Annotated in this window: 12 protein-coding genes; 7 read left to right on the top strand and 5 right to left on the bottom strand. The window is 65.5% G+C overall.

Translation table 11 applies throughout. The features are described from left to right. Positions 1–933, top strand: coding sequence for a choline ABC transporter substrate-binding protein (gene choX / locus ACTJKT_RS17375; protein WP_440787931.1), 933 nt, complete (start codon positions 1–3; stop codon positions 931–933). Positions 934–1,129: 196 nt separating this feature from the next. Next, positions 1,130–2,698, top strand: a complete 1,569-nt coding sequence (locus ACTJKT_RS17370; protein WP_440787930.1) for a SulP family inorganic anion transporter — start codon at positions 1,130–1,132, stop codon at positions 2,696–2,698. Between the two features lie 72 nt (positions 2,699–2,770). On the opposite strand, the gene aroE is transcribed toward ACTJKT_RS17370, so the two are convergent. After that, positions 2,771–3,592 (bottom strand): shikimate dehydrogenase, encoded by an 822-nt coding sequence (aroE, locus tag ACTJKT_RS17365; RefSeq protein WP_025806858.1) that lies wholly within the window; start codon positions 3,590–3,592, stop codon positions 2,771–2,773. Between the two features lie 114 nt (positions 3,593–3,706). Next, positions 3,707–4,624 carry an oxygen-dependent coproporphyrinogen oxidase gene (gene hemF, locus ACTJKT_RS17360; RefSeq protein WP_440787929.1) on the bottom strand — a complete coding sequence of 306 codons (918 nt, stop codon included), beginning with the start codon at positions 4,622–4,624 and terminating at the stop codon, positions 3,707–3,709. Between the two features lie 168 nt (positions 4,625–4,792). Here hemF and ACTJKT_RS17355 point away from each other — a divergent pair, with 168 nt between their 5' ends. Continuing rightward, positions 4,793–5,770, top strand: coding sequence for an NADPH:quinone reductase (locus ACTJKT_RS17355; RefSeq protein ID WP_440787928.1), 978 nt, complete (start codon positions 4,793–4,795; stop codon positions 5,768–5,770). Between the two features lie 50 nt (positions 5,771–5,820). On the opposite strand, the gene ACTJKT_RS17350 is transcribed toward ACTJKT_RS17355, so the two are convergent. From ACTJKT_RS17350 to ACTJKT_RS17340, 3 genes are all read right to left on the bottom strand, one after another. Further along, positions 5,821–6,378, bottom strand: a complete 558-nt coding sequence (locus ACTJKT_RS17350) for an L-threonylcarbamoyladenylate synthase (RefSeq protein WP_097306356.1) — start codon at positions 6,376–6,378, stop codon at positions 5,821–5,823. Positions 6,379–6,610: 232 nt separating this feature from the next. Beyond that, on the bottom strand, positions 6,611–7,720 hold the full coding sequence (dprA, locus tag ACTJKT_RS17345) for a DNA-processing protein DprA (RefSeq protein WP_440787927.1): 1,110 nt from the start codon (positions 7,718–7,720) through the stop codon (positions 6,611–6,613). A gap of 80 nt (positions 7,721–7,800) precedes the next feature. Beyond that, positions 7,801–8,826, bottom strand: a complete 1,026-nt coding sequence (locus ACTJKT_RS17340; RefSeq protein ID WP_440787926.1) for a LysM peptidoglycan-binding domain-containing protein — start codon at positions 8,824–8,826, stop codon at positions 7,801–7,803. A 152-nt stretch (positions 8,827–8,978) separates the two neighbouring features. Between ACTJKT_RS17340 and def the strand changes: the two genes are divergently transcribed. From def to trkA, 4 genes are all read left to right on the top strand, one after another. Next, a complete protein-coding gene (gene def / locus ACTJKT_RS17335) occupies positions 8,979–9,485 on the top strand; it encodes a peptide deformylase (RefSeq protein ID WP_440787925.1) in 507 nt (168 codons plus the stop codon). Positions 9,486–9,554: 69 nt separating this feature from the next. Then, positions 9,555–10,514 (top strand): methionyl-tRNA formyltransferase, encoded by a 960-nt coding sequence (fmt, locus tag ACTJKT_RS17330; protein ID WP_440787924.1) that lies wholly within the window; start codon positions 9,555–9,557, stop codon positions 10,512–10,514. Further along, positions 10,511–11,836, top strand: a complete 1,326-nt coding sequence (rsmB, locus tag ACTJKT_RS17325; RefSeq protein WP_440787923.1) for a 16S rRNA (cytosine(967)-C(5))-methyltransferase RsmB — start codon at positions 10,511–10,513, stop codon at positions 11,834–11,836. Before fmt ends, rsmB begins: the two co-directional genes overlap by 4 nt. Positions 11,837–11,860: 24 nt before the next feature. Further along, on the top strand, positions 11,861–13,234 hold the full coding sequence (gene trkA, locus ACTJKT_RS17320; RefSeq protein WP_440787922.1) for a Trk system potassium transporter TrkA: 1,374 nt from the start codon (positions 11,861–11,863) through the stop codon (positions 13,232–13,234). Positions 13,235–13,272 lie beyond the last annotated feature (38 nt).

Raw genomic sequence — 13,272 nt, 5'->3', positions numbered from 1 at the left:
ATGCAAAGGTTATCCACAGCAGTGACGGCCGCGCTTCTGGCGCTGGGCAGTGCTTCGATCCCGGCCCTGGCCTGGGCCGAACAGGGGTGCGAGACCGTGAAGATGGCCGACCCGGGCTGGAGCGACATCGCTGCCACCAACGCCATCACCAGCTTTCTGTTGGACGGCATGGGCTACAAGGCCAAGGTCGATACCCTGGCGGTGCCGATCACCTTCGGCGGGCTCAAGGACGGCCAGGTGGATGTGTTCCTGGGCAACTGGATGCCGGCGCAGCAGGGCTTCTACGACAAGTTCGTGGCCAATGGCGATGTCACCCAGTTGGCGAAGAACCTGGACGGCACCGAGTTCACCTTGGCGGTGCCGGATTACGTCTGGGACGCCGGCGTGCATGACTTCAACGACCTGAACAAATACGCCGACAAGTTTGACAAGAAACTCTACGGCATCGGCTCCGGGGCCCCGGCCAACCTGTCGTTGCAAGAGATCATCAAGAAGAACGACTTCGAGCTCGGCCAGTGGAAGCTGATCGAGTCCAGCGAACAGGCGATGCTCGCCGAAGTCTCGCGGGCGGTGAAAAGGCAGAAGTTCGTCACCTTCCTCGGCTGGACCCCGCACCCGATGAACGTGCAGCTGAAGATGCATTACCTCAAGGGAGGCGAGAAGTACTTCGGCGACACCGGCAGCGTCTACACCCTGACCCGCAAGGGTTATGCACAGGCCTGCCCGAACGTCGGCAAACTGCTGAGCAACCTGAGTTTCACCCAGGACATGGAGAACAGCATCATGGCCGAGGTGGCCAACAAGAAGCTCAGCAACCTGGATGCAGCCAGGGCCTGGATCAAGGCCAACCCGGCGGTGCTGGACAAGTGGCTGGACGGGGTGAAGACCCTCGACGGCAAGGATGCGCTGCCGGCGGTGCAGGCCAAACTCTAACGCCCATGGTAGGAGCGAGGCTTGCCCGCGATGGGCTACGCAGTAGCCCCAGAACCTGCGCACGCGTTCCATCTGGGAGAACGCGTCGCCCGCATCGCGAGCAAGCTTCGCTCCTACAGAGAACCTTTCGGAATGGGGCCAGCCCTCTGGTAATGCTTTACCCTGACGCCTCTGAACAAGCTGACCGCGAGGACCCATGGCCTGGCCCAATCGCCATTCACTCTTGCCCTTCCTGAGCTGGCTGCCCCGGCAGACCCGCGCCAGCGTCGGGCGCGACCTGCTGGTGGGCCTGAGCGGCGCCATCCTCGCCCTGCCGCAATCCATCGCCTATGCCCTGATCGCCGGCCTGCCCCCGGAATACGGCCTGTATGCCGCCGTTGTCCCGGTGCTGATCGCCTGCCTCTGGGGTTCTTCCTGGCACCTGATCTGTGGCCCGACCGCGGCGATTTCCATCGTCCTCTACGCCAGCGTCAGCCCCCTGGCGGTGCCGGCGTCCCAGGACTACATCACCCTGATCCTGCTGCTGACCCTGCTCGCCGGCCTGTTCCAGTGGCTGCTGGGGCTGTTGCGCTTCGGCGCGCTGGTGAACTTCGTGTCCCACTCGGTGGTGCTCGGCTTCACCCTCGGCGCCGCAGTGGTGATCGCCCTGGGGCAGTTGCCCAACCTGCTGGGCCTGGACTTGCCGAGCGAGGCTACCGCGCTGAACAGCCTGACCTCGCTGTTCGCCCATCTCGATGCCGTGGATAAGCCCTCGCTGATCCTCGGCCTGGGCACGCTGGTCGTTGGCCTGGCCCTGAAGCTGCTGGTACCGCGCTGGCCGTCGCTGCTGATCAGCCTGATCCTCAGCGCTCTGGTGGTGTGGCTGTGGCCGGCGCTGTTCGGCCAAGTGAAGCTGGTCAGCGCCTTTACCGGGCGCTTGCCGCCGTTCAGCCCGCTGCCGCTGGACCTGGACATGATCCTGCGCCTGCTGCCCAGCGCCGTGGCGGTGGGCATGCTGGGGCTGGTGACCAGCCTGTCGATCGCCCGCTCGCTGTCGGCACGCTCCGAGCAGTTGCTCGATGCCAACCAGGAAGTCCGCGCCCAAGGCCTGTCGAATATCGCCGGCGCGTTCTTCTCCGGCTATCTGTCGTCCGGCTCCTTTACCCGTTCTGGCCTGAGCTACGAAGCCGGCGCCTGTTCGCCGCTGGCGGGGGTGTTCTCGGCGCTGTGGGTGGCCCTGTTCGCCGTGGCCGGCGCGGCGCTGATCGCCCATATCCCGATCCCGGCCATGGCCGGGAGCATCCTGCTGATCTGCTGGGGATTGGTGGACCATCGCGGCATTCGCGCGCTGTTCCGGGTCAGCCGCGCCGAGTTCGTGGTGATGAGCCTGACTTGTGTCGCCACCTTGCTGCTGGAGTTGCAGACGGCGATCTATGCCGGGGTCCTGGCGTCGCTGTTCTTCTACCTCAAGCGCACCTCGCAACCGCGCGTGCAGCATGGCCGGGAAGGCGACGAGGACATCCTGCGGGTCGGCGGCTCGATCTTTTTCGGCGCCAGCCACTACCTGCAAGTGCGCATGCAGCGCTGCCATGCGCCACGCCTGGTGATCGACGCCCGGCAGATCAACTTCATCGACTATTCCGGGGTGGCCATGCTGCACCAGGAAGCCCGCCGCCTGCTGCGGCAGAACCGCAGCCTGACCCTGCGCCGCGCGCGGGCCTCGGTGATCGAAGAATTGCGCAAGCTCGAAGGCGCGGAGAGATGCCCGATCCGCTTTGAGGATTGATCGCCGGTTGCAGCGCGGTTATAGCGGCGATCCCATCGCGGGNTTGCCCGCGATGAACGATGACGCGATCTGTCAGAGCGCCAGCTGGCGCCGCAGCTCCGCCAGCACCGGCGCGGTGTCCGGGCGCACGCCGCGCCACAGGAAGAAGGCTTCCGCCGCCTGTTCAGCGAGCATGCCCAGGCCATCCATGGAAATCGCCGCGCCGTATTGGCTGGCCCAGCGACAGAAGGCGGTCGGCTCCTTGCCATACATCATGTCGTAGCAAACCGTCTTGCCCGGCTCGATCAGGCTGGCGGCGATCGGCGGCACATCGCCGGTGAGGCTGGCCGAGGTGGCGTTGATGATCAGGTCCACCGGCTCGCGCAGCCAGTCGAAACCGCTGGCGGACACCGGCCCCAGATCGCCGAACAGCTCGGCCAGCAGCTCGGCCTTTTCCACCGTGCGGTTGGCGATGATCACCGACGCCGGCTGCTCCGCCAGCAAGGGTTCCAGCGCCCCGCGCACCGCACCACCGGCACCCAGCAGCAGAATGCGCTTGCCCTTGAGGCTGAAGCCGGCGTTGACCTTCAGGTCGCGCACCAGGCCGGCGCCGTCGGTGTTGTCGCCCAGCAGGCTGCCATCGGCGAGTTTGCTCAAGGTGTTCACCGCGCCGGCGCGCTGGGCGCGGGCGGTCAGGCTGTCGGCCAGGCGGTAGGCGTCTTCCTTGAACGGCACCGTGACGTTGGCGCCACGCCCGTCGACGAAGAACCCGCGGGCGCAGCCGGCGAAATCGTCGAGGGGCGCCAGCAGGGTGGTGTAGACCAGCCGCTGCGCCGTCTGCTCGGCGAACAGCCGATGAATCAGCGGCGACTTGCTGTGGCCGATCGGGTTACCAAAAACGACGTACTGATCCATCCAATAAAACCCTCATGCACGCCCCTGAAGGAGCCAGCTTGCTGGCGACAGGGGCGCTGCGCTGTTCTGTTCAATCGCATTATCGTCCAGCGCCGGCCAACCGGCTGCAACGCTTTACGCGGAGCCCGCCAGCCAGTCGCGATCCTGCAGGAAATATTCGGTCAGGCGCGCTTCTTCGCTGCCCGGCTCGGCTTTCCAGTCGTAGCCCCAACGGACCTGCGGCGGCAGGGACATGAGGATCGATTCGGTACGCCCGCCCGATTGCAGGCCGAACAGGGTGCCTCGATCGTAGACCAGGTTGAACTCGACATAGCGGCCGCGACGGTATTCCTGGAACTCGCGCTGCTTCTCGGTATAAGCCAGGGCCTTGCGGCGCTGGACGATCGGCAGGTAAGCCTCGAGGTAGGCATCGCCGATGGCGCGCATGAAGGCGAAGCTGGTGTCGAAGTCCCACTCGTTGAGGTCGTCGAAGAACAGGCCACCGATGCCGCGCGGTTCATTGCGATGCTTGATGTGGAAATAGCTGTCGCACCAGGCCTTGTAGCGCGGGTAGACGTCCGGGCCAAAGGGCGCACAGGCCTTTTGCGCGACGCGGTGCCAGTGCACGCAGTCATCGATGTTGGCGTAGTAGGGGGTCAGGTCGAAACCGCCGCCGAACCACCAGACCGGCTCTTCGCCTTCTTTTTCGGCGATGAAGAATCTTACGTTGGCATGGGAAGTCGGCACGTGGGGGTTGTGCGGATGGATCACCAGCGACACGCCCAGCGCCTCGAAGCCACGGCCGGCCAGTTCGGGCCGGTGGGCGCTGGCGGACGGCGGCAAGCCGCTGCCGAACACGTGGGAAAAGTTGACGCCGCCTTTCTCGATCACCGTACCCTCGGCAATCACCCGGGTGCGCCCGCCACCGCCGGCCGGTCGGGTCCAGGCGTCTTCGACGAAGCGCGTACCGCCGTCTTCGGCTTCCAGGGCAGCGCAAATGCGGTCTTGCAGGTCGAGCAGGTAGGCTTTTACAGCCTCGGTGCGGGTAGTCATGGCATCACCTTGAATCGGGCAAAGCTACGCGGCGCCAGGGATACAGCAGGGGGCCTGCGCAAATGGGCGCGTAGCATAACACTGCGCAGGGGCCGGTCGCAGTTGACGGCGGTCAAGCATAGGAGTCCGATAAGGCACTTTCACGACACGACCGAGGAGAGATTGCAGATGGCCAAACGTATCCAGTTCCGGGCCCATGGCGGCCCGGAAGTACTCGAGTATGTGGATTATCAACCCGCCGAACCGGGCCCGCAGCAGGTCCGGGTGAGCAACAAGGCCATCGGCCTGAACTTCATCGACACCTACTACCGCAGCGGTCTCTACGCGCCACCGGCCTTGCCATCGGGCCTGGGCGCCGAAGGGGCCGGGGTGGTCGAGGCGGTGGGCAGCGCCGTGACCCGCTTCAAGGTCGGCGATCGCGTGGCCTATGGCAGCGGCCCGCTGGGCGCCTACAGCGAGGTGCATGTACTGCCCGCGGACAATCTGGTGCACCTGCCAGACAGCATCAGCTTCGAACAGGCCGCAGGGGGGATGCTCAAGGGCCTGACCGTGCAGTACCTGCTGCGCCAGACCTATGAGCTCAAGGGCGGCGAAACCGTGCTGTTCCACGCGGCCGCCGGCGGCGTCGGGCTGCTCGCCTGCCAGTGGGCCAAGGCCCTGGGGGTGAAGCTGATCGGCACCGTCAGTTCGCCGGAAAAAGCCGCGCTGGCGAAATCCCTCGGCGCCTGGGAAACCATCGACTACAGCCATGAAGACGTGGCCAAGCGCGTGCTGGAGCTGACCGACGGCAAGAAATGCCCGGTGGTCTACGACGGCGTGGGCAAGGACACCTGGCTGACCTCGCTGGACTGCCTGCAGCCACGGGGCCTGATGGTCAGCTTCGGCAACGCCTCCGGCGCGGTGGAGGGGGTCAACCTGGGCATCCTGGCGGCCAAGGGCTCGCTGTACGTCACCCGTCCGACCCTGGGCACCTACGCCAACAACGCCGAGAACCTGCAGGCCATGGCCGACGATCTGTTCGGCATGATCGCCAGCGGCCAGCTGAAGATCGAGATCGGCCAGCGTTATCCACTGGCGGACGCGGCGAAGGCGCAGACCGAACTGTCGGCGCGACGCACCACGGGTTCGACCATTCTGCTGCCTTGAAATGCATCGCGGGCAAGCCTCGCTCNCCCGCGATAAACGATGACGCGGTTTCAGGCCGGACGCACGATCCTGCCGCTCACCAGATCACGGATCAGGCTCGGGTTCCTGCGCCCGCCCAGGTTGCCGCCCAGGACCATGTCCAGTTGCCCGCGGAAATACTGCTCGACACGAATCCGCGTGCGCGCGGCCGGGCGCCCCTGGGGGTTGGCCGAAGTGGAAATCAGCGGCCCCACCAACGCGCACAACTCACGCACCAGTGGATGATCGCTGACCCGCAAGGCCACGGTGTCATGGACCCCGGTGACCCATTCCGGCAACAGATTCTGATGGGGCACCAGCCAGGTGTTCGGGCCAGGCCAGGTGCTGGCCATGCGATCGAGCCATTCCTGGGGGAAGTCCTCGAAGAGAAAATCGAACTGGCGAATGTTGTCGGCGATCAGGATCAGGCCCTTGTCCACGGAGCGCGACTTGATGGCCAGCAACCGATCCACCGCCTCTTCGTTCCACGGGTCGCACCCCAACCCCCAGACTGCTTCGGTTGGATAGGCAATCACCGCCCCTGCGCGAATTTCTCGTGCGGCTTGTTGCACACGCCAACTGCTGACCATTGCTGACTCTCCGGATTAAGGCTGTGCGCAGTTTACCGATCCTGCCTATAAAGCCTAGGGTCTGTACGAAAAGTCGGCGAGCGAAGGTCAGGCAAGGCAAAAACAGGCGAGGAACGGCCGGGGTCGCGCTCGACTGTAGGGGCCTAAATGAGCATTCCGAGCCTGTTTTTAACGCAGCATGGCCTGCGTAGCGCCGAAGGCGCCCAGCGCGCAGCCACTTTTTGTACAGAGCCTAGCCTTTTGCTCGGGCATACCAGCAACCTCCTTCGCATACCGCATGGCCTTCCAGCTCCAGTTCGGTGAGCGCCGCCAACACCCTGGGCAGGCTCCAGCCACTGGCCTGCACCAGGCCCTCGCTGGTCTGCGGCGCGGCGTGCAACAGCGCCAGCAACGGGTGAGCGGGCGCGGTTTGTGGCGGGGCTGTGGATAACGGCAGCCGTTGCCAGCCACGCAAGGCTTCGAGGATATGTTCGATGGTCTCCACCAGCACTGCGCCATCGCGAATCAGCTGATGACAGCCTCGGGCTCCGGGGTGATGGATCGACCCCGGTATCGCATACACCTCGCGGCCTTGCTCGGCGGCAAGCCGGGCGGTGATCAGCGAACCGCTGGCGACGCTGGCCTCCACCACCAGCACGCCAAGGGACAGGCCGCTGATGATCCGGTTGCGTCGGGGAAAGTGGCTGGCGTGGGGCCCGGTCTCCAGCGGGAACTCGGAAACCACCGCGCTGCCCTGGGCGATCATGGCGTCGGCCAGACGCCGGTTGCGCTGTGGATAAAATTTTTCCAGGCCGGTGCCCAGCACGCCGACGGTCTGCCCGCCGACCTCCAGGGCGGCCTGGTGCGCCGCGCCGTCGATCCCCAGCGCCAGGCCACTGGTGATGACAAAACCGGCCGCGGCCAGGCTGCGGGAAAAGGCCGCAGCGGTGTCCATGCCGGGCCTCGAAGCGCGACGGCTGCCGACCACCGCCAACTGCGGCTTTTCCAGGATCCGCGGATCGCCGGCGACAAACAGCAGCGGCGGCGCATCGGCAATTTCATTCAGCAGTGGCGGGTAGTCAGGCTGGTCCCACATTAGTAAATGCTGGCCCGGACGCTCCAGCCAGGCCAATGCACGGCTGGCGCCATCACGCACCTCGGCGTTGCGCCGGGCCTCGGCCGCGCCCGTCGGCAGGCCCAGCGCATGCCAGGCACTGGCCGGCGCACTGATGGCTTTGGAGGCCGAACCGAAGGCTTCGAGCAGCAGCTGAAAACGCTTCGGGCCAAGGTCCGGCAAACGGTGCAAACGTAGACGGGCTTCCAGTTCCGCGGGGGAAACCGGAGCCTGGGCAGGCAGTGACATAGGATCATCCTTGATCGTTATAAGCCCAGCTGAAGCAGGAATAAGCTGTGGATAACTCTGTTGGTAACTTGTTGAGGGTTTTACGGGTTACGCACCTTGTCCATGATCGCCAGGGAGCGGGAAGCGTTGAGCACCAGGCCGTAGCTGAGCTTGTCGTAGGTGCGGAAAACCATCAGCAGGCCGGCCCGCTCATCCGGCATCTTCACCTGGCCGCCAGCCACCCGATCGCGCACGGTTTCACCGGTTTTCAGCACCGCCAGCACATTGCCTTCAGCCAGGCCATCGCGCCGCCCCTTGTTCAGCGTCACCACGTCCAGCGCGCCGATCTGGGTGACGCCCCGTGGCACGTCGATGATCAGGCCCTCGACCGCCCGGCTCGGCGGACTGGGGACAAAGGTCGAGTTGATGACCCGCGGCTCGCCGCTGAACAAGCGGTCGCCCAGGCGCACTTCCTGGGTGGTGCGCTGTAGTTGCAGGGTGGCGATATCGCCCTCGACCGCGACCACCTCGCCGCCGCCGATCTCGTCGGCGTTGATGCCCAGCAGTTCGCCGCTCTGCGGGTCGGTGTAGGTCTTGCCCTGGCGGAAGATGCCGTAGGCCGACTGTTCCGGGTCGAAGCGGCCGCGCGCGAAGATCCGGTCGCCGGTGCCGCTGAGCACCCGTTCGGCATCGCCGGCGACTATGTAGGGCGCACTGTCGAAGGAGTCGGCCCGGTCGAGGATGCGGTTGCTCAGCAGAAAGCTGTCGATGGCCTGCAGCGGAATGGTCGGGATCGCCTCGACCAGCGGCATGCGGCGCACCTGGGGCGACAGCTTGAGGGTGCCCCGGGAGGCGCCGCGTTCCAGGGTCAGGCGTGGTTCGCCATTGATCTGTACCAGCGCCAGGGAGTCGCCGGGGTAGATCAAATTGGGGTCGGCGAGGCTGGAATTGGCCTGCCAGAGCGCCGGCCATTGCCAGGGATCGCGCAGAAAGCGGTTGGCGATGCTCCACAAGGTATCGCCCGCCACCACGGTGTAGCGCTGTGGATAACCCTCCCGGAGCGGCACCTGCGCCTGGCCGAAACCGGCCCAGCCCACGAGCAGCAAGGCGAGTAGTGATTTCCTCATGCGGTGAATCCCTTTATTATGTGTACTCGCGTGAAACGCCAGCGCCTGTGCGCTCCCTGCTCCTGATCGAGCACGTTTTACAACGGTTGCCCTTCCAGAACCCGCAAGGCCTCCGACTCCGAACTTACTTCACACGTGTAGCAATTACGCTTATGGCCATTTTAAACATCCTCGAATTCCCCGACTCGCGCCTGCGCACTATCGCCAAACCAGTGGCCGTAGTGGACGACGAAGTGCGTCAGTTGGTCGACGACATGTTTGAAACAATGTATGAGGCGCCCGGCATCGGCCTGGCCGCTACCCAGGTCAACGTGCACAAGCGCATCGTGGTCATGGACCTGTCCGAAGACCGCAGCGAGCCACGGGTGTTCATCAACCCCGAGTTCGAAGCGCTCACCGACGAGATGGGCCAGTATCAGGAAGGCTGCCTGTCGGTACCGGGCTTCTACGAGAACGTCGATCGTCCGCAACGCGTGAAAATCAAGGCCCAGGACCGTGACGGCCAACCTTACGAACTGATCGCCGAAGGCCTGCTCGCGGTGTGCATCCAGCACGAATGCGACCACCTCAACGGCAAATTGTTCGTCGATTACCTGTCCACGCTCAAACGCGACCGGATCAAGAAGAAGCTGGAAAAGCAGCATCGTCAGCAGGCTTGATCCCCTTCTTCCAAAGGCTTGCAGCGGCAAGCCTTTTTCTTTTCTGCGTATTTATTTGCGAGAATTCCCATGACTGAGCCACTGCGCATCGTCTTTGCCGGCACCCCGGAATTTGCCGCCGAACACCTCAAGGCCCTGCTCGACAGCCCCTACGAGATCGTTGCGGTCTACACCCAGCCGGACCGTCCGGCCGGGCGCGGGCAAAAGCTGATGCCGAGCCCGGTCAAGCAGCTGGCGCTGGAACACGACATCCCCGTGCTGCAGCCGCCAACCCTGCGCAACGCGGAGGCCCAGGCCGAACTGGCGGCCCTCGCGCCGGACCTGATGGTGGTGGTCGCCTACGGCCTGATCCTGCCGCAGGTGGTGCTGGATATTCCGCGCCTGGGCTGCATCAACAGCCACGCCTCGCTGCTGCCACGCTGGCGCGGGGCAGCGCCGATCCAGCGCGCCGTGGAAGCCGGCGACGCCGAGAGCGGCGTGACCGTGATGCGCATGGAAGCCGGCCTGGACACCGGGCCGATGCTGCTCAAGGTCAGCACCCCGATCAGCGCCGAAGACACCGGCGGCAGCCTGCATGACCGTCTCGCCGAAATGGGCCCGCCAGCCGTGGTGCAGGCCATCGCCGGCCTCGCTGCCGGAACCCTGCAAGGCGAAGTGCAGGACGACAGCCTGGCCACCTACGCCCACAAGCTGAACAAGGACGAAGCACGGATCGACTGGAGCCGCCCGGCGGTGGAACTGGAGCGCCTGGTACGGTCCTTCAACCCCTGGCCGATCTGCCACAGCACCCTCAACGGCGAAGCCCTGAAGGTGCTGGCCGCCAGCCTCGCCGAAGGCAAGGGCGCACCGGGGACGATCCTCGGCGCCAGCAAGGACGGCCTGCTGGTCGCCTGCGGTGAGCAGGCGCTGTGCCTGACCCGCCTGCAATTGCCCGGCGGCAAGGCGCTGAACTTCAGCGACCTGTTCAACAGCCGTCGCGAGAAGTTCGCCACCGGCACCGTGCTCGGACAAGCGGCGGACGCCCAATGAACCCGCGTCTGGCCGCCGCCAAGGCCCTGACCTCGGTCCTCAATGGCAAGGCCTCGCTCAACAGCTCGCTACCGACCCTGCTGGACAAGGTCGAAGTACGCGATCGCGGCTTCACCCAGGACCTGGCTTTCGGCACCGCGCGCTGGCAGCCCCGGCTGACGGCGCTTGCGGCCAAGCTGTTGCAGAAGCCGTTCAAGGCGGCCGATGCCGACGTCGAGGCGCTGCTGCTGGTGGGCCTCTATCAATTGCTCTACACCCGCGTCCCGGCGCACGCCGCCATCGGCGAAACCGTGGGCTGCGCCGACAAGCTGAAAAAGCCCTGGGCCAAGGCGCTGATCAATGCCGTGCTGCGCCGCGCCCAACGCGAGAGCGAGGCGTTGTTCGCCGAGCTGGAGCGTGACCCGGTGGTGCGTACCGCCCATCCGCGCTGGCTGCAAAAGTCCCTCAAGGCGTTCTGGCCCGAGCAATGGGAAACCATCTGCGCCGCCAACAACGCCCACCCGCCGATGATCCTGCGGGTCAACCGTCGCCATCATTCCCGCGCGGCCTACCTCCAGCTGCTGAGCGAGGCCGGCGTCGCCGCCAAGCCTTGCGTCTACAGCCAGGACGGCATCGTCCTCGATGAAGCCACCGACGTGCGCAGCCTGCCGGGCTTCGCCGAAGGCTGGATCAGCGTGCAGGACGAGGCCGCGCAACTGGCCGCCGAGCTGCTGGAGCTGGCGCCGGGACAACGGGTGCTGGACGCCTGCTGCGCCCCCGGCGGCAAGACCTGTCACATCCTCGAAGTCGAGCCCGCGCTGGCCGGCGTGGTCGCGGTGGACCTGGAAGCCAAGCGCCTGGTGCGCGTCCAGGAAAACCTCGACCGCCTGGGGCTGAACGCCGAGCTGATCGCCGCCGACGGCCGCGACACTGCCGCCTGGTGGGACGGCAAGCCGTTCCAGCGCATCCTGCTGGACGCGCCGTGTTCGGCCACCGGGGTGATCCGTCGCCACCCGGACATCAAGCTCACCCGCCAGGCCGACGACATCGCCGCCCTGGCGCAGCTGCAAGGCGAACTGCTGGACACCATGTGGTCGACCCTGGAAGTCGGCGGCATCCTGCTGTACGCCACCTGCTCGACCTTGCCAACCGAAAACACCGAGGTGATCGAGGCTTTCCTGGCCCGGACCCCAGGCGCTCGCGAACTGGACATCGCCGGGCAACTGGGCCAGCCTCCGGCCGGCCTGAAGCAGCCCCACGGTCGCCAGTTGCTGGCGCAAGAAGGCGGCCATGACGGGTTCTACTACGCCAAGCTGATCAAGATTGCCGCCACGCGCGGTTAAGAAAGGTTCGAAGGGAGTGACTGGATGAAGATCATCATCCTCGGAGCAGGGCAGGTGGGCGGCACGCTGGCGGAGCATCTGGCCAGCGAAGCCAACGACATTACAGTGGTCGACACCGATGGCGAACGCCTGCGCGATCTCGGCGACCGTCTGGACATCCGCACCGTGCAGGGCCGCGGTTCGTTCCCGACGGTGCTGCGCCAGGCCGGCGCCGACGATGCCGACATGCTGGTGGCGGTGACCAACAGCGACGAAACCAACATGGTCGCCTGCCAGGTCGCCCACACCCTGTTCCACACCCCGACCAAGATCGCCCGGGTCCGCGAGGCGGCCTACCTGACCCGCGCCGGCCTGTTCGACAACGAGGCGATTCCGGTCGACGTGCTGATCAGCCCGGAACAGGTGGTGACCAACTACATCAAGCGCCTGATCGAACACCCCGGCGCCCTGCAGGTGATCGACTTCGCCGAAGGCAAGGCCCAGCTGGTGGCGGTCAGGGCCTATTACGGCGGGCCGCTGGTGGGGCAGCAACTGCGTCAGCTGCGCGAGCACATGCCCAACGTCGACACCCGCGTCGCGGCGATCTTCCGCCGTGACCGGCCGATCCTGCCCCAGGGCGATACGGTGATCGAGGCCGACGACGAAGTGTTCTTCATCGCCGCCAAGGCCAACATCCGCGCGGTGATGAGCGAGATGCGCCGCCTCGACGAATCCTACAAGCGCATCGTCATCGCCGGTGGCGGACAGATCGGCGAACGCCTGGCCGAAGCCATCGAAAGCCGTTACCAGGTGAAGATCATCGAGATGAACCCGGCGCGTTGCCGCTACCTCTCGGACAACCTAGACAGCACCGTGGTCCTGCAAGGCAGCGCCTCGGACCGCGACCTGCTGATGGAAGAGAATATCGCCGACGCCGATATCTTCCTGGCCCTGACCAACGACGACGAGGCCAACATCATGTCCTCGCTCCTGGCCAAGCGCCTGGGGGCGAAGAAGGTGATGACCATCATCAACAACCCGGCCTATGTCGACCTGATCCAGGGCGGCGATATCGACATCGCCATCAGCCCGCAGCTGGCCACCATCGGCACCCTGCTGGCCCACGTGCGCCGCGGCGATATCGTCAGCGTGCACTCGCTGCGCCGTGGCGCGGCGGAAGCCATCGAGGCGATTGCCCATGGCGATGCCAAATCGAGCAAGGTGATCGGCCGCGCCATCGAGGACATCGCGCTGCCGCCAGGCACCACCATCGGCGCGATCATCCGCGACGAGGAAGTGCTGATCGCCCACGACGATACGGTGATCGAGGCCGGCGACCACGTGATTCTGTTCCTTGTGGATAAAAAACATATCCGCGATGTGGAGAAGCTGTTCCACGTGGGGCTGACTTTCTTCTGACCCGCAATCTGCGTCGTTGGTCCTGGCGTCATCGCGGG

It is taken from the genome of Pseudomonas sp. 22526 (assembly GCF_052044735.1).
Taxonomy (GTDB): Bacteria; Pseudomonadota; Gammaproteobacteria; order Pseudomonadales; family Pseudomonadaceae; genus Aquipseudomonas; species Aquipseudomonas piscium.
The sequence above is the reverse complement of the archived record's forward strand: the minus strand, read 5'-3'. Positions and strand labels throughout refer to the sequence as shown.